Source organism: Pseudanabaena sp. PCC 9330 (assembly GCF_055795045.1).
The window spans coordinates 1-17,554 of the sequence record NZ_JAYFES010000113.1 but is presented as its reverse complement, the minus strand read 5'-3'; the positions used below and the strand labels follow the sequence as shown (position 1 = coordinate 17,554).

Sequence of the window (17,554 nt, the reverse complement as noted above, 5' to 3'; positions counted from 1 at the left end):
GGCAGTCTTAGCGCCCGATCGCATTGGCAAAGCCCGAGGCCTTAAACTGCTTGAGCTTGAGCGGCTCTGGCTGGTTGGCCGCCACCGAAATGCGAATTTCGAAGTCGCTCTCGCCGGGCAGCACTTCTGGAATGCCTCCTAGGCGGCTGCGGTTTTGCATTACCGGGTTGTCGTTGGCATCAAAAACGCGGCCAAAAATATCCACATCTAGCACGGGCTTGTTGGTGTGGTTAATGGCTTTGCCGGTGATTAAAAAACATTTGGCCGCTTGAATAGAGCCCGCCGCCACCATACCCTCGGCATACTCAGCAGGGCAGGGGTGGTAGGCCACATTGCTCAGCTCAATGGGGGTGAGCGCCTGGGCTACCAGCCCAACGCCGCTCAGCAGCCAGAGACCCGCTACCAAAAGAGCTGTAAAAAGACTGCGTAGTGCCATGGGTCGAGGAGAAGTAAGCAACGTTGGCCTTTAACAGCTTATCGCGATTTGTCTAGGTGGGGGGGAGGGCATAGCCTCAGGATATGCAGGTGAACACCCGACCCCCTAGCGCCAGCTACCGGCGGCGTAGCCACATGAGAAAGGCCAGACCAAAGCCAATCAAAGGCAGCACCAGCAATGCAAATACGCCCAGGCCGATCTGCTGCTGCACAGTCATGACAATGCGGCGGTTGGTCACTTCGCGGGGGCGAATGGAGAGGGTGGCGTCGGTCTGCTGCCCCAGCCAACTGACCGCGTTGAGAAAGACATCGCCGTTGAGCTGCTGCTCAAACAGGCCATCGGTGGCGAAGGTGGCATTGCCGATTACGACTAAGCGCGACTCGGGCGCTGGCTCATCCTCAGCTGCTGTTGCCCCCGCTACTGGGCGACTGAGGGCGACCCCCAGCGTGTAGGGGCCAGAGGGTGGCGCAGTTTCGTCAAACTGGAGCTCGCCTTCAGTAGATAGAGCCTCGGCTCGGCTTTGGGGGTTGCTCTGGAGCAATGGCACAGCCGTGACCCCAGCCACCTCTTCCACATTCACCGGTCTGACTAGGGGAAAGAACGATCGCCCGTTGCGAAAGTCGCGGGTGATCGGGTGATCGCCGTAGTCGGTGACCAGCGGGGCGGCGGGGCCGAGGCCCACCAGTTGGCCAGTCCCAGAGGTGTCGAGCACGATGCGATCGTCAAGGCTAACCCCCCAGGGGTCGAGCAGGCTATCTAGGCCAGGGCTAGTGCGCGGGTCGATCAGCAGCATCAGGCTGCCGCCGCCGTCGAGGTAGGTTTGCAGGGCGGCGACTTCGGCCTCAAAAAACTCGGCGGCGGGGCCAGCAACGATCACTACGCTGGCATCCTCAGGCACCGAGCCAGCCTGGGACAGATCCAGGGGCTGAACGACGGCGCTTTTGCCCTCCAGGGCGGTGGCGGCCTGCAAAAAGCCGGTTTCGCTGCCGTCAAAGGCAAACTCCTGGTGGCCCTGGGTGAAGTAGACGGTGAGGGGGCGATCGCTCACCACCTGGTCGATCGCATTGGTTACCGTCCGCTCCGACAGCCGCTCATCCGGCCCCACATTCTGCAAAAAGCGGCGGCTGTCCCCGCTCTCTAAAAACACCATGCCTGTCTGAGTAGCCCCAAAGGCTTGAGCCTGGCGCGGATCGTTGTAGGGGTTTACGTAGTCAAAGGTAAACTGCGGCCCGGCCTGGCGGTAGCTCTCTAGCAGCTGCCGGTCTTGGGGGTTGGGCAACGGGTCGAACACCACAACGCGGGTGGGGTTCTCCAGAGCCTGCACCACCTGCTGCGACTGGGGTGCGAGGGTAAACAGCTGGTTTTCGGTCAGGTCGACCCGGCTGGCGTAGCGCACCGCCAAGAAATTGACCAGGCCCAAGATCGCCAGCACCGCCAGGGTCGACACCAGGGCGTTGGCACCGGCCTCGGTCGAGCGCTGGCCCCAAAATGTACCTTGGCCGTAGTTGCCCAGCACCAGGCCCACGAGCAGCAGGCCCACGCCGCCCAGCAGCAACCCGGCAGGCAGCAGCGTCCACCCGGCCAGGGTGCCGACCAGGAGACCTGCGGTCAGTAGGGCCAGCCCTGGCAGGGCGAGGTATTTCAGATACTTTTGATAAACCGCGAAGGATTTCATGGTCATGGTTCGCTACTGCTGCTGATGTGATGTCTGGAGGGACTGCCCCTTTGCTGGGGAAGGGGTGTAGCCACCGGCGGATAAGCTGGACTGGAAAACCCTAAGACCGCTGGAACCGGAGGGTTTCGATGGATTGAGCCGTCAAAAACAGGCCCAGTACAATAAACGAGAGAAACAGCACCAGCCCGCCCGTGTCAAAGATGCCCTCGGTAAAGTCGGTGAAATGCTTGAGTAGCGACAGGTGGGCCAGCCCCTGCCCCAGCACCCCAGGCAGCCCCTGGGCGATCGCATCGACCAGCCACAGCAGCAAAATCAGTGCAAAGGTCATGATCGCCGCCAGCACCGTGCTCTCGGTCAGCGACGAGACAAACATGCCCAGGGCCAAAATGCTGGCGGCCATCAGCACCAGGCCCAGGTGAGAGAGCAAAAACACCCCCGAGCCCGTGGGCGGAGTTGCCGCCCCCAGGGCCACCGACTGGCAAACCATCAGCGGCAAAACCATAGCTAGGTAAAAGCTCACCACCGCCAGCAGCTTGCCCAGGGCCACCGCCCAGTTGGTTACGGGTGAGGTGGCCAACAGCTCTAGAGTGCCTTGCTTGCGCTCGTCGGCGTAGAGCCCCATAGACAGCATCGGCAGCACAAACAGTGACAGCGACCCCAGCAGACCCACATAACCCTTGTTAAACTCGTAGGCCACATCAAAGGGCGGCGCTGGGGGCATACCCATCTGCACCGCTTGATCGGCCATCGCCGCCTGGGCCAAAATGCCCTGAGGCCCCAGCAAAATCGCCACCAAAAAAAAGCCCCCCAGCAGCCAAAACACGGCAGCAATGATGTACGGCAGCGGCGAAGCAAAGTAGCTCTGGAGTTCGCGCTGGTAGATGGCGAGGATGTTTTTGAAGATCAGGGTCATTGGGAGTAGGGGGTGGATGGATGGGGGCGAATGGGTAGGGGCAGACCCACGCGTCTGCCCTGAGAAATTCTAAATTGAGGATTTGTAGATTGAGCTCAGTTCCTCTCTTGAGAGGGGCTAGAGGTGGGCCTGTGAGGGGTGGGTCTGTGAGGATTTCGGATTGAGGATGAGTTCAGTTTCCTTCCGGGGCGGGGCTAGGTTTCTTCCTGGTCTAGTGCCTCTGCGGCGATCGCCGGCTCAGGTAATGCCGATGGCTCGGTGGTGGTGAGGTTGAGAAAGACATCCTCTAGGGTGGCCTGCTGGCGACGGAGTTCGTGGAGTTCGAGGCCCGCGTTGACCAGGGCGGTAGAAATGACGGCTCCTAGGGTGCGATCGCCTTCTGTATTCACCCGCAGCCGGTGGTGATAGTCTGGCAGGTGCTCTGGCCCCAGCAGTGTCACCTGGCGCACCGGAGCCAGCTCGTTCAGCAGGCGCTGGGCAATGTCTACGTCGCCTTTGATCTCTAGCTCGTAGGCGGCTTCGCCGGAGAGGCGGCTGGTGAGGTTGTCGGGGGTGTCGGTGGCCACTACTTGGCCCCGGTTGATGATGGTAATGCGATCGCAGGTCATACTCACCTCCGGCAAAATGTGCGTCGAGAGAATGATCGTATGGCTGCCCGCCAGCCCTTTGATTAGCTGGCGCACCTCGTTAATCTGGCGCGGGTCGAGCCCCACCGTGGGCTCGTCGAGAATAATCACCGGCGGGTCATGGATGATCGCCTGGGCAATGCCCACCCGCTGGCGGTAGCCCTTCGACAGTTTGCGAATCAGCACCTTGCGCTTGTCGAGCAGACCGCAGTGATCCATCGCCAGGTCGGCCCGCTGCTGCCGTAGGTCTGAAGGCACGCCCTTGATCTTGGCCACAAAAATCAAAAAGTCCTGGACGGTCATCTCGGGGTATAAGGGCGGCGACTCTGGCAGATAGCCAATGCTCTGCCGCACCGCCATCGACTCACTGTGGACATCGTGGCCCGCCACCCGAGCCGTCCCCTGCGATGCTGGCAGATACCCCGCCAAAATCCGCATGGTGGTGGTTTTGCCCGCCCCGTTTGGCCCCAAAAAACCCAGAATTTCTCCAGGCTGGGCCTCAAAGGTGAGGTCTCGAATGGCCGTGGTCGACCCGTAGGTTTTACTCAGGTGCTCAACTTCGATCATGGGTGTAGAACCGTTAGCAAACCAGTGGCTATTGTACTGCTGAATACAGTAGCGATTATTTTGCCCGATGGGTTTAAGCCCAAATTATGTCCATACACCCTTATGCGTAGGGGCATTGCAGTGCAATGCCCCTACCAGGTATCGGCTTTGAATCGGGGTTTTGTGAGCTGGATTTGCCCTGAAAATAGCATGGCTTTTCATCGTTGGGAGTGCTGCTTTAGCGGCATGGACGATTGGTATTAGCCTTCTGCCTTCTGGTACTCTGCCTTGCGGCACTAGGATTGGCCTCCGGCCAGCCAGTCCACCAGAGCCTGGCGCATGGTGGCAACGGGGGCGGGTTGCTGAAGCCAAATTTCTAGGGCGGCGGCCCCTTGCTGCACCAGCATTTCAAGACCATCTTGGGTGGCTAGGCCCCGCTGGGTCGCCAGCTCCAGCAGGCGAGTGGGGCGGGGAGTGTAGATCAGGTCGTAGACCAGGGCCGAGGCGGGAGCCAGGGCTAACTCGTTCGCACTTAGGGGTGTTTGGTCGGCGGTGCGGCCCATGCCCAGGGGGGTCGTATTCACGATCAGGTCGGCGGTGGGCAAAAGCTGGGGCAGATCCTCCCAGCCATAGGTCGAGAGCGGGGGCCGGAGGGGAGACTCAGCCCAGATGGCCTGAAAGGCGTCTAGTTTCGCCCGACTGCGCCCTACCACTTGCACCGCCCCAAAGCCCAGCTGTCCGCAGCCTGCTACCACCGCCCGAGCGGCGCCGCCGTTGCCCAGCACCAGGGCCGTGGCCCCCGACCAGTCTTGCGCCGCCTTGAGCGGGGCGATAAACCCCGCCACATCGGTATTGGTGCCAACCCAGCCCTGGTCAGTGTGCCACACCGTATTCACCGCCCCTACGGCCTGGGCCTCTGCGCTCACTGTGGCCAGCAGCGGCACGATCGCCTGCTTGTGGGGAATGGTGATGTTAAACCCCTGCACCCCGATCGCGGCAAAGCCTGCGATCGCATCTGTTAAGCCCGCTGCCGCTACCGGAAAGGCCACGTACCGGTAGTCGACTCCCAGCTCTGCCAGAGCGGCATTGTGCATCACTGGTGACAGGGAGTGACTCACCGGGTCGCCGATGACGCCGAGTAGTTGGGTGGTGCCAGTGATAACCATAGGTGTCTCAGTCAGAGAAATTAAGTAAACCCGGTCGGGGGCTTTAGATCGGCTAGGTCAAGTGATTTCGGTCAATTAGGTATTACCGTCTGCCGATATAGAGCAACGATCTTGTCGACTACCTCAGCGATCGACAGCCCGTCGGAGATCAGCTCGATGGCGTCGTCGGCTTGGCGCAGGGGTGAGACAAGGCGGCTGCTGTCTTGGCGATCGCGATCGGCGATCGCCTGCTCTAGCTCGGCCAGGGGTACCGAGGGCTGCTGCTGGGCGGCCAGGTCGTTCTGGCGGCGGCGGGCTCGCTCAGCCACCGAAGCCGTGAGAAAAATCTTCAGCTCCGCCTGGGGAAACACCTGGGTCCCGATGTCGCGACCCTCCATCACCACGCCGCCGGTAACACCATACTGCTGCTGCTGGCGCAGGAGCACCTGACGCACGGTGGGCTGGGCCGACACCAGCGATACCTGCCCGGTGACTTCAGGACTGCGGATCAGCTGGGTGACCTCGGTGTCGTTGATCCAGACGCGGCTGGGGAAGGCGGCAAAGGCCGGGTCATCGCCCGAGGCGGTGAGGTGAATGGTGCAGTCGTGGAGCAGCTCGGCCACCGCCACCTCATCCTCAAGGTTGACCCCGCGCTCTAGAGCGAGCCACGTTACCGCCCGGTACATCGCGCCGCTGTCGAGATAGATCAGGTTGAGCCGCTGGGCCACCTGGCGGGCCACCGTCGATTTACCTGCCCCAGCCGGGCCATCGATGGCGACAATGGGCTGGCGATCGCGCAGCAGTAGATTGTCGATCAACCGGGTTTGGCCCAGGTGTGCCGCCACCGCTACCATGCCCAGGGTCTCAATGCGTTCGAGCGGCTCCAGGGTTTCTGGGTGCACCACCTCCACGTACTGGGGGCGCAGAGCCGACACCTGGGCCAACTCTCGCTGGACAGCAGCGACCAGAGCCGAGCTGTGGCGTTCCCCGGCCTTGAAGACCTCTTGGGCTGCTGTCAGCCCCCGGTAGAGAGCCGCCGCCTGGGTTTGCTCTGTCTCGCTGAGGTAGGTATTGCGAGAGCTGAGGGCCAGACCGCTGGGCTCTCGCACCGTGGGGCAGCCCATAATCTGACCCGGCAGGCCGAGGTCGCGAGCCAAGCGCTTGAGAATGGCCAACTGCTGGGCGTCTTTATAGCCAAAGTAGGCGCGATCGGGGGTCACCAAGCTGAGCAATTTGGTCACCACCGTTGCCACCCCCTCAAAGTGCCCTGGCCGATGGGGGCCACAGAGCACCGCCATCATTGCCTTGGGGGGCATTACCTGGGTCAGGTTGGCTGCTTGGGGGGTGGCACTGCCGTAGAGCACGGCGGCAGTGGGCATAAAGACTGCATCTACCCCGGCATCTTCACACAGGCTCAGATCCTTCTCAGGGGTGTGGGGGTAGCGGGCCAGATCTTCCTGGGGTCCAAACTGAAGCGGGTTCACAAAAAGGCTGACCACCACCAGCGCATTCTCTCGGCGCGCCCGCTCAATCAGGCTTCGGTGGCCCCGATGCAGGTTGCCCATGGTGGGCACCAGGCCGACCTCAGGGCGATCGCTGCCCACTGAGCCCTGGCGCTCCTGCTGGAGGTAACGTCCCAGGCCTTCAACCGTCTTGAGTACCCGCACTAATGTCCTACCTTCTGATGGGCTTACCGTTGAATGCGTGAGTGTATGTGACAGCTGAATTTCTGACCACCCCTGCCAAAGGTAATACCCTACCAGATTTAGAGTCAGGGGTATATTGATTCGGCCCTTTGTTTGTCTATGGTTTTGACCTGCCTCTGCCAGCGCTCCGCCGCTAGTCCAACTCACCAAAAACCCTCCCCAGTCTCGACGATGGGAAGGGTTGAAGCTGGACTACTGCCAAAGCAACGGGCTCAGCAGGCTACCGACAGAGTTGCGGCAGAGAGCTACTGGGCTGACAGCACCTCAATCTGTACTCGACCGACGCCGCTGGCCTGTAGGCCAATTTGGGCTGCCGCCGCTGCCGACAAATCAATCACCCGGCCATGGCCAAAGGGGCCGCGATCGTTGATGCGCACCACAACTGACCGCCCCGAAGATAGATTGGTGACTCGCACTTGGGTGCCAAAGGGCAGGGTGCGGTGGGCCGCAGTCAGCGCGTTTTGGTTAAACACCTCGCCGCTGGCGCTGCGCCGCCCGTGAAAGCCAGGGCCATACCACGATGCCATTCCACTTAGGGTAGAGGTGACAATGCCCACACGATTGGCCGGGGCGGCTGGAGCCGGTAGCCCTTCAACGCGGGCCAGAGGTGGAGCATCCCCCAGCAGACGACGCAGTCGATTGGCGATCTGCAATGCATCCTCAGCAGGGTTGGCGGTGGTGTCGGGCAGCATAGTCCGATCGTCGAGGGTCACAAGAGCCTCGCTGCCCCAGGCCACCACATAGGTTTTGTTGTCGCTGTCCCAGCGGGCCTCAATATCGGTAGCCTCGCCGTCAGCGGCTAAGTCCTGAAGCCTAGCCAAAATCTCATTGGCCCGCTGAAGCGGAATCTCATAGGTCGGAGCAAGTGCAGCAGGACTGCTGCTAGCGCTCAAGGTTTCGAGCGAATCACCCACCAGGGTGATTACTGGAATTGAGCGAATGTACACTGTGGCGGCTTGCCGAGCATCAAGGGCATGGGGATGAACTGCCGCAGTATCGAGAATTTCTGGAGTTTCCTCAGCGATGTGAGGTGAGAGCGCTGATTCGAGTTGATTGGGCTCAGCAGATGGAGAGACGGAGTCAATCAGCAGGCCTGTGTCAGGCTCTAGGGTGGGCAAAACGTGAGGATCGGCGTGCTGCTCAGCTTCTGCTTCCAGGGAGAGCGTTTTCTCGCTGGCAGTTTGAGCTTGACTTGGGAGAGGTGCTCCAATGGCAGACATAGTGACGGCAACCGTCAGTCCGCCCAGTAGGGAATGTTTCATGTACACCAAAAGAAATCAACAGAAAGAGCAGGAGATAGATTCTGGCCCTAGGAGCTAGAACAGGCTGAACAGGGCAGCCTTAAATCCCGTACCCATTACAAATTGGTCTTCGGTTTTGACTCGATAGGTAATTTGGTTGACCGTTAAATTTGGTCGACACGTAACTTAGCACGTTCACATGGGGTAACGAATCCGGGGAGATTACCTAGGCATTAACCCTTGAACGAAAAATAAAACGGTAGTAGCTCACCCAGAAGCGGCCCAAGTCAGCTCTGACGCTGGACTTGCTGGCCCCGACAGAACAAGGGCTAACTTTTGTATTTGTTATAGGTTGGGCTGATTGAGTTATGAAAAGACAATCGATTTGGACACCGTTGTGTCACCAAAAGGTGAAGATTTCAAGGGGGGCAATGTATTCCTCATCACATGGCTTCTTGTCGGCGATCGCTAAATGGCGATCGCCGACAAGAAGCCAACCCGAGCCTGTGGTTCCCTGCTGACGCTATGTCCCCAATCATCTCAGCTAAATTTTGGATCCAAAACTTCATGTTTGTTTGCTCTTGGTCTTGACATTCCCTGGCATGCTCAGTGCTCTACCAAGCTCGCCAAGGGATCCGAAGTTTTCCTACGGGTAGTGCTCCCCTGCTGAGTTGGGATGGGGCTGCTCTTACCCTGGGGTATCTGCCTAGGATCTGGTCGCGACTAGATCCCAACATTGCCCGACATTAATAGACAATCGTATTGATCTGGCCATTGCTTAGTCATTCATGTGTCAATCGTTGTGTAGTGATGCAGTGATTGATGCTGGCGACACCCATATTTAGCGGTGAGCAACTGGCCCAAACAGGAGGAAACCCCATGGACTATCGGGATGCTGGCGTCGATGTAGAAGCTGGACGGGATTTTGTGCAGCGCATTCGCACTCTCGTAGACAGCACTCGCCGCCCGGAGGTGCTGGGCATGCTCGGCGGGTTTAGCGGTCTCTGTGAGCTACCCGCTGGCTACCAACAGCCGGTGCTGGTGTCGGGCACCGACGGAGTGGGCACCAAGCTCAAAATTGCCCAGGTAACCCAGCGCCACAGCACCGTTGGCATTGACCTGGTGGCCATGTGTGTCAACGACATTCTCACTAGCGGGGCTGAGCCGCTGTTTTTTCTCGACTATTTGGCTACTGGCAAGTTGGAACCCGCTGCCCTAGCTGAGGTGGTGGAGGGCATCGCGGCGGGTTGTCGTCAGGCGGGCTGTGCCCTACTCGGAGGCGAAACTGCTGAAATGCCTGGGTTCTATGGCCCTGGCGAGTATGATCTGGCGGGCTTTTGCGTCGGCGTAGTCGAGAAATCGCAGATTTTGGACGGCAGCCGGGTACAGGTGGGCGATCGCGTCATCGGTCTGGCCAGCAGCGGCCTCCACAGCAACGGCTTTAGCCTGGTGCGCAAGGTGGTGGCCGAGGGCCAGCGTCCCGATGGCGGCAGCGGCTACCGCTGGGATGAGGTTGTGCCCAGTTTGGGCGATCGCCCCCTGGGCGAGGTGCTGCTCACCCCCACCCAGATCTATGTTGATCCGGTGCTCAAGGCCCGCCGTGAAGGGGTACCCCTCCACGGTATGGCCCATATCACCGGGGGCGGCCTGCCCGAAAATTTGCCTCGCTGCCTGGGGCCAGATCAAAGTATATATATAGAGAAAAATAGCTGGCCCATGCCCCCGGTGTTTGGCTGGCTGGCCGAGACGGGCCAGGTACCCGAGCGAGATCTGTACCACACGTTTAACATGGGCTTAGGCTATGCCCTGATAGTGCCCCCCGCCGAAGTTGACGCCGCCTTGCAGTGGTTGACGCAGCATGAAGTGAAGGCTTACTTGGTCGGCGAGGTGGTCACGGGTTCGGGGCAGGTGGTCGGTCTGCCAGAATAGCCAATCCGAAGCCTTGCTGAAGAACACCCCGGCTCAGCCCAATAGCCGATACCTTAGAAGGGCAGTGTGACAAGGAACTTCCGTTGAAATCTTCGACCCTCAACTGGCCACCGGTAGTGCTCAGTTTTTTGGCCATTGTGGCCCTGGCCCTGGTGACCAGCAGTTTTGTCATCATTAATCCTGGTCAGGCCGGGGTGCTTAGCATTCTCGGTAAGTCTCAAGATGGGGTTTTGCTAGAGGGCATTCACCTCAAGCCGCCCCTGGTGTCTACCGTAGATGTCTACGATGTGACGGTGCAGAAGTTTGAGGTGCCAGCCCAAAGCTCCACCAAAGACCTGCAAGATCTGTCGGGCCGTTTTGCCATTAACTTTCGCCTCGACCCCACCGAGGTGGTAACTATTCGCCGCACCCAGGGCACGCTCGAAAATATCGTGTCTAAGATTGTGGCTCCCCAGACCCAGGAGTCGTTTAAGATTGCCGCTGCCCGTCGCACCGTAGAAGAGGCGATCACCCAGCGTTCTGAGCTGAAGCAAGACTTTGACGATGCCCTTACCATGCGCTTAGACAAGTACGGCATTGTTGTGCTCGACACCAGCGTGGTGGATTTGACCTTTTCCGCCGAGTTTGCCAAGGCGGTCGAAGACAAGCAGATTGCCGAGCAGCGCGCCCGCCGGGCGGTCTACATCGCCCAGGAGGCCGAGCAGGAGGCTCAGGCCGAGATCAACCGGGCCAAGGGGCGGGCCGAAGCCCAGCGGCTGATTGCTGAAACCCTCAAGGCCCAAGGGGGGCAACTGGTGCTGCAAAAAGAGGCGATCGAAGCCTGGAAAGACGGCGGTGCCCAGGTGCCCCGCGTGCTGGTGATGGGCCAGGGGGGCAACGTGCCCTTTATCTTTGACCTCAACCAGATGGAGGGGGCCGGGGCCGCTGCTAGCGTTCCGAAGTAGCCGTTTCCAAGGGCCAGGGGAGCGATCGCAGCTCACCTGGCTTCTGCCTCCTGTATCCTGAATCTGCTAGGACTCATTATTCGGGGGCATACGCTCAGCTCCTGCTCTCTGCTATGGCTAATCAACGGGTCCTAGGGGATGCTTGGGGGCAGCCCCTAGGACTGTGCCTGATCTTCTTCATGCTGTCTTACACCATTGGTGTGGTGCAGCCGATCATGCCGCCCTTAGTGGTGGAGTTTAATTCCAGCGTGGGGTTTGTGCAGTCGGCCTTGGTGATGATGTCGCTGGTGACGGCATCCTTTGCCCCCACCGCCGAGAATCTGAGCCGACGGCTGGGCCGTCGCCCGGTACTGGCGGCGGCGATGGCCCTCTTTGCCTTGGGCCTGGGGCTGATCATTTTCAGCCCAGATATTGGCATTTTTACCCTGGGGCTGGCGGGGCTGATTGGCGTGGCGGGGGCGGTATTGGTCAGCACTCCGGTGGCGTTGATGGATGCGCTCTACACCGATGAGGTGATGCAAAAGTATGGCCTGGTGGCTCTGACGATCGCCGGTGTGATCGGTGCTCTAGTGGGCTCGATTACTGGCGGGGTGATGGCGTTTGACTTTAGCTGGCGGTGGGCTTTTGCCCTTGAACTCGGCCTGCTACCGATTATCTGGCTGCTGGTGCGATCAATTGTGGTATCAGCTCCGACCCGGGCTGCTGCGGCTGATTGGGTCGGCGGGCTGCTGTCGGTGGCGGGGTTTGGGCTGACGCTGGTGGGGCTGAGCCTGGCCTCCGATCTGGGCTGGTGGCAGGCCCAGGGCGACCCCCAGCGGCTAGAGGGGGTGCTGGCTCCCTTTGGCATTTCCATCGCTCCGGTGCTGATGGCGTCAGGGTTAATTTGTCTGGGCATTTTAATCTTTTGGGAACGGCAGCGATCGCGCCTGGGCCAGCCTTCCCTGCTGCGCCTGGGGGTGTTTAGCCGTCGTATCTACACCCTTGGTTTGGCCATTGGCACCCTTAACACCATGACCACGGTGGGGGTGCAGTTCAACCTGTTTCAGTTTATTCCAGCGGTGATGGGTCTCAACCCGATCCAAACCTCCATCGCGGTGATGCCCTTCACCATTGCTCAGCTGGCGGTGCTGCTGGTGCTGGTGAAGCGGCGACCCCAGTTTCCGCCCCGCTACCTGTTGCAGACGGGGCTGGTGGTCAAAAGTCTGGGCATCGCCCTGCTGGTGGTGACCATCGCTCCACCGGTTACAGCTCTGGGCTTGCTGCCAGCCCTAGTGGTGATGGGAGCGGGCAGCGGCATGTTTGCCACCTACATCACCTCCCTTACCTTTGCTGATACCCTCAAGACTGAAAAAGTCGAGGCTCGCGGAGTGTACCGTCCTTTCCAAAACCTGGGGGCCTCTCTAGGGCGGGGGCTGTTGGGCACGGCGTTAATCAGTGTGGCCTCCTACAAAATTGTGGATGGCATTGTTGCTGAGCTAGGGCAGGCCATTGATCCTGAGGTGAGACACCAGTCAATTCGATCGCTCCAGGTAGCGATTCAAACGCTGCGCCGCAGCGATCGCCCCAGTATCTTTGCCCAGCTGCCCGACTCAGTTCAGCCCGCCCTCAAAGGAATTTTGCAAACTGCCGCCGTAGAGGCCATGCAGATCACCCTGCTGGCGGTTTTGGCGCTGTGCTTGGTATGCCTGGGGCTGTCATGTTTGTTGCCCAAGACCGTCAAAACCCTAGAGGCTCCCATTGAGTAAAGGTATTGTCTGGGAGGCGGTCGCCACGCCCCCAAAGCGTCGCTGTCGGCCTTGATACCACCGCAGCGCTTGGTAAAACGCGGCCCCATCAAACTCGGGCCACAGCAGATCGGTAAAGTACAGCTCGGTATAAGCCAACTGCCAGGGCAAAAAGTTGCTCAGCCGCTGTTCTCCGCTGGTGCGAATCAGCAGATCAGGATCGGGCAGCCCCTGGGTCAGCAAGGCACTCTCCAGGGTGGTTTCATCGATCGCATCGAGGGATAGTGCGCCGCTGATCACCTGCTGAGCAAGGGTGCGGGCGGCGTTGACCAGCTCCTGCCGACCGCCGTAGTTAACCGCCACATTAAACTGCACCTGCTGGTTATGGCAGGTTAGGGTCATCGCTTCTGCCATCAGCGATCGCAGCCGCTCTGGCAGCGGCGACAGATCGCCTAAAAATTGAATACGTACGCCTTCGCGCTGCATCTCCGCTAGTTCACGGCGTAGCAGCCGGTCAAACAACCGCATTAAAAAGCTCACCTCCTCCATCGGTCGCCGCCAGTTCTCGGTCGAAAAGGCGTAGACCGTCAGCGCTCCAATGCCCCAGTCTTTGCAGCAGCGCAGCAGGTTCTTCACGGTTTTGGCCCCCTGGCGATGACCTGCTACTCGCGGCATACCCCGCTGGGTGGCCCAGCGACCGTTGCCATCCATAATCACCGCTACGTGGGCAGGTAGCGCTTCAGGGTGCAGGTCTGCTGGCAGGGTTGAAGTCTTGATGGGTTGACTCATAGATTTATGTTCCTTAAAAGTGGGGCGTGCATGGCGGCTCGATGATTGGGCGGCAGGCAGCATGGCTTGGGGGCGGAACCGAATAATGCGGTTAAATAGGCAGGCGTTAGGGAGCGATCCCACCGCCACAGCACTCGCATCACCTGGTCAAAGGTGTAGAGCAAGGTGAGTCGCTGGCTAAGGCTCCACTGCTCCCAGGCTAGTTCTGCCGTCATGCGGCGCAGGGTGTGAATCAGGCTGCCCTGAAGATTTGGCTGTCGCCACTTTTGCGCCATCTCCTGGGCGAGGGTGCGGCCAATCATCCCCAGGTTAGTTTCGGGGTAGGCCCAGCGACCAAAGCCCCAGAACTTAGTCATGTGGTTAATTTCGTCAACCAGCAACTCCCCCAAAACCGCTTGGAGCGGCCCGGTGGTGTAAGCCATCATCCACAGGTAGAGGCAGGCGGCGCTGTATTCGGTGGCGATGCGGTGCAGCCCATGGCGGTAGAGGTCGGCGCGGGGGTTGCCGCTGGGAGTGTAGGGGCGAGCGCGGTGAGGCATAAAATTTGGAGGCTTCCCCGTTAGCTTTTTGTACAGCGTGATCAGCGCTGGTGTGTGGCGTTTTTCCTCTCGTTCCCACAGGCCTAGGGTGATCAGCTGCCCAGCGCTATCCACGGTGCCCCCGACGAACTGGGCCATTTGAGAGTGAAAATGCCCTAGGTATTGACGGCTGGCCTGTGTGTAGCCGCGAATGGGGGCTTCGGTGTTGATGGTGCCCAGCAGAATGGCACAGAAGGTGTCGAGGGAAATGCCGCTGAGCTGGTCGGGGGCGATCGCACCCCAGTCTACGGTGCTCCAACGACGGGGCTGGGGCTGGTGGAACTGGTGGGGCAGGTCAGCCAGGCGATCGCCTAAACACTCCACCGTCACATACCGCTGGGTTAGCGCTTTAACCCTCTGCCGCGCCTGCTCAAACCCGATCTTGGGCGACCAAGCTCCTGCCAAATCTTCATTGCCCGGTATAGAGGCTGCAAGCACTATGGCCGTAGTCATCGTTAACACCGCATGAACGCTTTAGACTTATGTAGGTTCACCCTAGCGCTGCGATCGCCTGGGGTCAGTCGGCAACAGTCGGCCCTACTCCTCAATGCCTAAATTGCTAGGGGCGGAAAAAGTCGGAATCCGCAACCCTAGGGATGTAGAGACTTTTAATCTCGGCTAAGGTTGTGGCCGTAGGAGCACCACACAGCGTATGGCTTCAGATGCAGTAGATCTGGCAGACCGGCTTGTCTTTACCGTCACCGGACGGCATCTGAACGATTTGCAGCGCACTATTCTGCGCCAGGTGTGGCACGGCCAAAAGTATCTCGATATTGCCAACACCGCCGGATATACCGAGGGCCATATAAAAGATGTGGCTTACCAAATGTGGCGGCTGCTGTCGAAGGTGACCGGCGAGAAGGTGACCAAATCTACTCTGAAGTCGGCCCTGAAGCGATCGCTGCTCCAGATGGGCATCGATGTGTCAGGAGCCAGTGCTGCCCTCGGGTTTACGGATGCCGCAGGTGAGCGCGAAGCTTTGCCTGTAGAGAAGGCTGCTTTAACCCTAATCAATCCCAACTTTGTCGGTCGTCAGGCGGCGATCGCCCACCTCAATGCCCTGGTTGCCCAGGGCGATCGCACCATCCTGATCCAGGGCGAGGGCGGCCTCGGCAAAACCACCCTGGCCCAGCATTTTTTGACGCAGCAGCCGGTCGATCTCACCCTCGAATTGCTGATGGCCAAAGACCCCGCCGACATTACCCCCGTCGAATGGGTGGTGGAAGAATGGCTGCGCCAAGACTTTGGCGTCGAGCCGGGGCGTGAGTTTGGCGTCACGCTCGATCGCCTGCGTCGCCAGCTGCGCCAGCAAAACGTCGCCATATTAATCGACAATCTGGAACCAGCTCTGGATGCCCAGGGCCAGTTTATTGCCGCTCACCGCCGCTATGGCGAATTGCTGCGGGTGCTGGCAGATCATCGGGGGCAAACGCTGACCCTGATGACCAGCCGCGATCGCCTCTGCGAACCCGGCATCCCCATTGCCCACTACCGGCTGCCGGGGTTGGGCCTTGCTGCCTGGGTCACCTACTTTGCCTACCGAGGCATTCCTGAAAATCGGGATGTGCTGACCGCTATGCATAGCGCCTACGGCGGCAACGCCAAGGCGATGGAAATTCTCGCTGGAGTTGTCGAGGCCGACTTTGACAGCAGCCTCGTGCTCTACTGGCAGACCCACAGCCAAGACTTGCTCGGCCCCGTGGATCTCAAAAACCTGGTTGAGAGCCAGATCTGTCGCCTGCGCGCCCTCGACCTCGAGGCCCATCGCCTCTTTTGCCGCCTGGGGGTCTACCGCTATCAGGATGTGCCCACTATCCCCTGGGAGTTGGTGCAGTGTCTTATGGCCGATATTCCCCCCCAGCGTCACCAGGCCGTAGTCACCTCTCTGCGCAATCGATCGCTGCTAGAGTGCCGCCAAGGCCGCTATGGGCTGCATCCAGTAGTGCGGGCTGGAGCGCTGGCTCAGATCACTGCCGAGAATTCCCCCGAGTGGGAGTTGGCTCACCGCGCCGCCGCCCGCTGCTGGAGCGATCGCATTCAGCGTCTTTGTACCCTCGACGACGCCCTTCAGGCCTTCGAAGCCTACTATCACTACATCGCCATCGGTGACTACAGCGCGGCAGCGCGGGTGATTCTCCATAGCCGCGACAACCAGTGGCAGCAGTTTTTGCCCCTGGGCAGCACCCTCTACCGCATGGGCCTGGTGCAGCCGGTCACCGACGCCATTACCGCCACCCTCGACCACATTTCTGTCGAGCATGCCGACGCCAGCGAGCTGGCCAACATTCTGGGCGATCTCTATTGGATTCAGGGGCGCCTGGGGGATGCGATCGCCCGTCAGCAAAACGCCATGGCGATCGCCCAAACCTGCCTGCGTGCCGAAAATCCCGACCCCGCCACCCACCGCTGGTACTACCTCACCATGTTGGTGGTCGACTCCCAGCTCAGCCTCGGCCTCTATCACCTCGATTTATGGAATCTAGAGGCCGCCGCCACTTGGTTTAGCCAGGTGATTGCCACCGTCACCGGCACCCGCCACCAGCCCTGGGCTAACAAAGCCACCACCTGCCTTGCCCTGGTCAGGTCATATCAAGGCCAACAGGCCTTGGCAAAAACTCTGGCTAACTCTGTGATTGAGCAAGTGAGAGGTCGGGGCCAGAGCGGCCGCCACGCCTTCTTTGTCCAGCTTTTGGGCCATACCTATCTGAATCTCAAAGATCTTGATACGGCGGAATCCCTTTTCAAAGAAGCTATTCAGGCGGCGGAGGCGGGTCACTACCTGCAAATTAAGGCCAATGCCCTAGTGGGGATGGGACGTTTAAAGAGTCAGCGAGGGAATCTGGAAGGGGCCGTGGAGGATTGTCGGAGTGCGATCGCCCTGCTCGATGATGTTGGTGCCCATGGTGACCTGGCCACCGCCCACCTCCAGTGCGCCCTCGCCCGCCTGCCCCTAGACCTGAGTGCAGCCCAAGCCCACTTTTGTAACGCCCTAGAGTTATTCGAATCTATCCCTGCTCCCTGCCAAGTCAACCGGGCTAAACGGGCCTGGGACAAGCATCTAGGCCAACGCAAAAGCGCCATACCAAATTAAACACACTATCTGAGGGGCAATTCCCGACCCATGCTTGGGGGTTATCTACCTCAGGCAGTTTACAATCTGCAACATTTTCGTTAATGTAGTGACATACATACCCCGCTTGCCATCTCAGGCAAGCCTTAAGCAAACCTAACTGCACTTATCCTTATCATGACCACAACGCTTCAAAGACAACAAACTGCCTCCCTGTGGGAGCAGTTTTGCC

13 protein-coding genes are annotated in these 17,554 nt (G+C 59.7%); 4 read left to right on the top strand and 9 right to left on the bottom strand.

Annotated elements, in window-relative coordinates; genetic code table 11:
* Window positions 1-7: 7 nt before the first annotated feature.
* From AC0QKW_RS16750 to AC0QKW_RS16720, 7 genes are all read right to left on the bottom strand, one after another.
* Window positions 8-436 carry a hypothetical protein gene (locus tag AC0QKW_RS16750; RefSeq protein WP_473152228.1) on the bottom strand — a complete coding sequence of 143 codons (429 nt, stop codon included), beginning with the start codon at window positions 434-436 and terminating at the stop codon, window positions 8-10.
* Between the two features lie 115 nt (window positions 437-551).
* The gene (locus AC0QKW_RS16745; RefSeq protein WP_473152227.1) at window positions 552-2,117 is read right to left on the bottom strand and encodes a GldG family protein; all 1,566 of its coding nucleotides are present in this window, start codon (window positions 2,115-2,117) and stop codon (window positions 552-554) included.
* Window positions 2,118-2,211: 94 nt separating this feature from the next.
* The gene (locus tag AC0QKW_RS16740) at window positions 2,212-3,024 is read right to left on the bottom strand and encodes an ABC transporter permease (RefSeq protein ID WP_473152226.1); all 813 of its coding nucleotides are present in this window, start codon (window positions 3,022-3,024) and stop codon (window positions 2,212-2,214) included.
* A 194-nt stretch (window positions 3,025-3,218) separates the two neighbouring features.
* A complete protein-coding gene (locus AC0QKW_RS16735) occupies window positions 3,219-4,217 on the bottom strand; it encodes an ABC transporter ATP-binding protein (protein WP_473152225.1) in 999 nt (332 codons plus the stop codon).
* A 275-nt stretch (window positions 4,218-4,492) separates the two neighbouring features.
* Complete coding sequence (locus tag AC0QKW_RS16730; RefSeq protein ID WP_473152224.1) at window positions 4,493-5,362, bottom strand: shikimate dehydrogenase; 870 nt, start codon at window positions 5,360-5,362, stop codon at window positions 4,493-4,495.
* 71 nt (window positions 5,363-5,433) lie between these two features.
* On the bottom strand, window positions 5,434-7,008 hold the full coding sequence (locus AC0QKW_RS16725; RefSeq protein ID WP_473152223.1) for a bifunctional pantoate--beta-alanine ligase/(d)CMP kinase: 1,575 nt from the start codon (window positions 7,006-7,008) through the stop codon (window positions 5,434-5,436).
* Window positions 7,009-7,292: 284 nt separating this feature from the next.
* Window positions 7,293-8,309, bottom strand: a complete 1,017-nt coding sequence (locus tag AC0QKW_RS16720; RefSeq protein ID WP_473152222.1) for a septal ring lytic transglycosylase RlpA family protein — start codon at window positions 8,307-8,309, stop codon at window positions 7,293-7,295.
* An 858-nt stretch (window positions 8,310-9,167) separates the two neighbouring features.
* Between AC0QKW_RS16720 and purM the strand changes: the two genes are divergently transcribed.
* The 3 genes from purM to AC0QKW_RS16705 all read left to right on the top strand — a co-directional run bounded on the left by purM (window position 9,168) and on the right by AC0QKW_RS16705 (window position 12,906).
* Window positions 9,168-10,217, top strand: coding sequence for a phosphoribosylformylglycinamidine cyclo-ligase (gene purM, locus AC0QKW_RS16715; protein ID WP_473152221.1), 1,050 nt, complete (start codon window positions 9,168-9,170; stop codon window positions 10,215-10,217).
* Window positions 10,218-10,333: 116 nt separating this feature from the next.
* Window positions 10,334-11,161, top strand: a complete 828-nt coding sequence (locus tag AC0QKW_RS16710; RefSeq protein ID WP_473152294.1) for a prohibitin family protein — start codon at window positions 10,334-10,336, stop codon at window positions 11,159-11,161.
* A gap of 113 nt (window positions 11,162-11,274) precedes the next feature.
* Entirely contained in the window at window positions 11,275-12,906 is a 1,632-nt protein-coding gene (locus AC0QKW_RS16705) for an MFS transporter (RefSeq protein WP_473152220.1), read from the top strand.
* Here the strand turns inward: AC0QKW_RS16705 and AC0QKW_RS16700 are convergent.
* On the bottom strand, window positions 12,886-13,674 hold the full coding sequence (locus AC0QKW_RS16700) for an isoprenyl transferase (RefSeq protein WP_473152219.1): 789 nt from the start codon (window positions 13,672-13,674) through the stop codon (window positions 12,886-12,888). The genes AC0QKW_RS16705 and AC0QKW_RS16700 overlap by 21 nt on opposite strands.
* Window positions 13,671-14,705, bottom strand: coding sequence for a ferritin-like domain-containing protein (locus AC0QKW_RS16695; RefSeq protein ID WP_473152218.1), 1,035 nt, complete (start codon window positions 14,703-14,705; stop codon window positions 13,671-13,673). Before AC0QKW_RS16695 ends, AC0QKW_RS16700 begins: the two co-directional genes overlap by 4 nt.
* A 199-nt stretch (window positions 14,706-14,904) precedes the next feature.
* Here AC0QKW_RS16695 and AC0QKW_RS16690 point away from each other — a divergent pair, with 199 nt between their 5' ends.
* Window positions 14,905-17,343 (top strand): helix-turn-helix domain-containing protein, encoded by a 2,439-nt coding sequence (locus tag AC0QKW_RS16690; RefSeq protein ID WP_473152217.1) that lies wholly within the window; start codon window positions 14,905-14,907, stop codon window positions 17,341-17,343.
* The last annotated feature ends 211 nt before the right edge of the window (window positions 17,344-17,554 follow it).

What these genes read in the sequence shown, in the direction of transcription:
- AC0QKW_RS16740 (WP_473152226.1), bottom strand. Translation starts at nt 3,024, where the DNA reads ATGACCCTGATCTTCAAAAACATCCTCGCCATCTACCAGCGCGAACTC.
- AC0QKW_RS16720 (WP_473152222.1), bottom strand. Translation starts at nt 8,309, where the DNA reads ATGAAACATTCCCTACTGGGCGGACTGACGGTTGCCGTCACTATGTCT.
- purM (WP_473152221.1), top strand. Translation starts at nt 9,168, where the DNA reads ATGGACTATCGGGATGCTGGCGTCGATGTAGAAGCTGGACGGGATTTT.
- AC0QKW_RS16750 (WP_473152228.1), bottom strand. Translation starts at nt 436, where the DNA reads ATGGCACTACGCAGTCTTTTTACAGCTCTTTTGGTAGCGGGTCTCTGG.
- AC0QKW_RS16745 (WP_473152227.1), bottom strand. Translation starts at nt 2,117, where the DNA reads ATGACCATGAAATCCTTCGCGGTTTATCAAAAGTATCTGAAATACCTC.
- AC0QKW_RS16690 (WP_473152217.1), top strand. Translation starts at nt 14,905, where the DNA reads ATGGCTTCAGATGCAGTAGATCTGGCAGACCGGCTTGTCTTTACCGTC.
- AC0QKW_RS16700 (WP_473152219.1), bottom strand. Translation starts at nt 13,674, where the DNA reads ATGAGTCAACCCATCAAGACTTCAACCCTGCCAGCAGACCTGCACCCT.
- AC0QKW_RS16730 (WP_473152224.1), bottom strand. Translation starts at nt 5,362, where the DNA reads ATGGTTATCACTGGCACCACCCAACTACTCGGCGTCATCGGCGACCCG.
- AC0QKW_RS16735 (WP_473152225.1), bottom strand. Translation starts at nt 4,217, where the DNA reads ATGATCGAAGTTGAGCACCTGAGTAAAACCTACGGGTCGACCACGGCC.
- AC0QKW_RS16705 (WP_473152220.1), top strand. Translation starts at nt 11,275, where the DNA reads ATGGCTAATCAACGGGTCCTAGGGGATGCTTGGGGGCAGCCCCTAGGA.
- AC0QKW_RS16695 (WP_473152218.1), bottom strand. Translation starts at nt 14,705, where the DNA reads ATGACTACGGCCATAGTGCTTGCAGCCTCTATACCGGGCAATGAAGAT.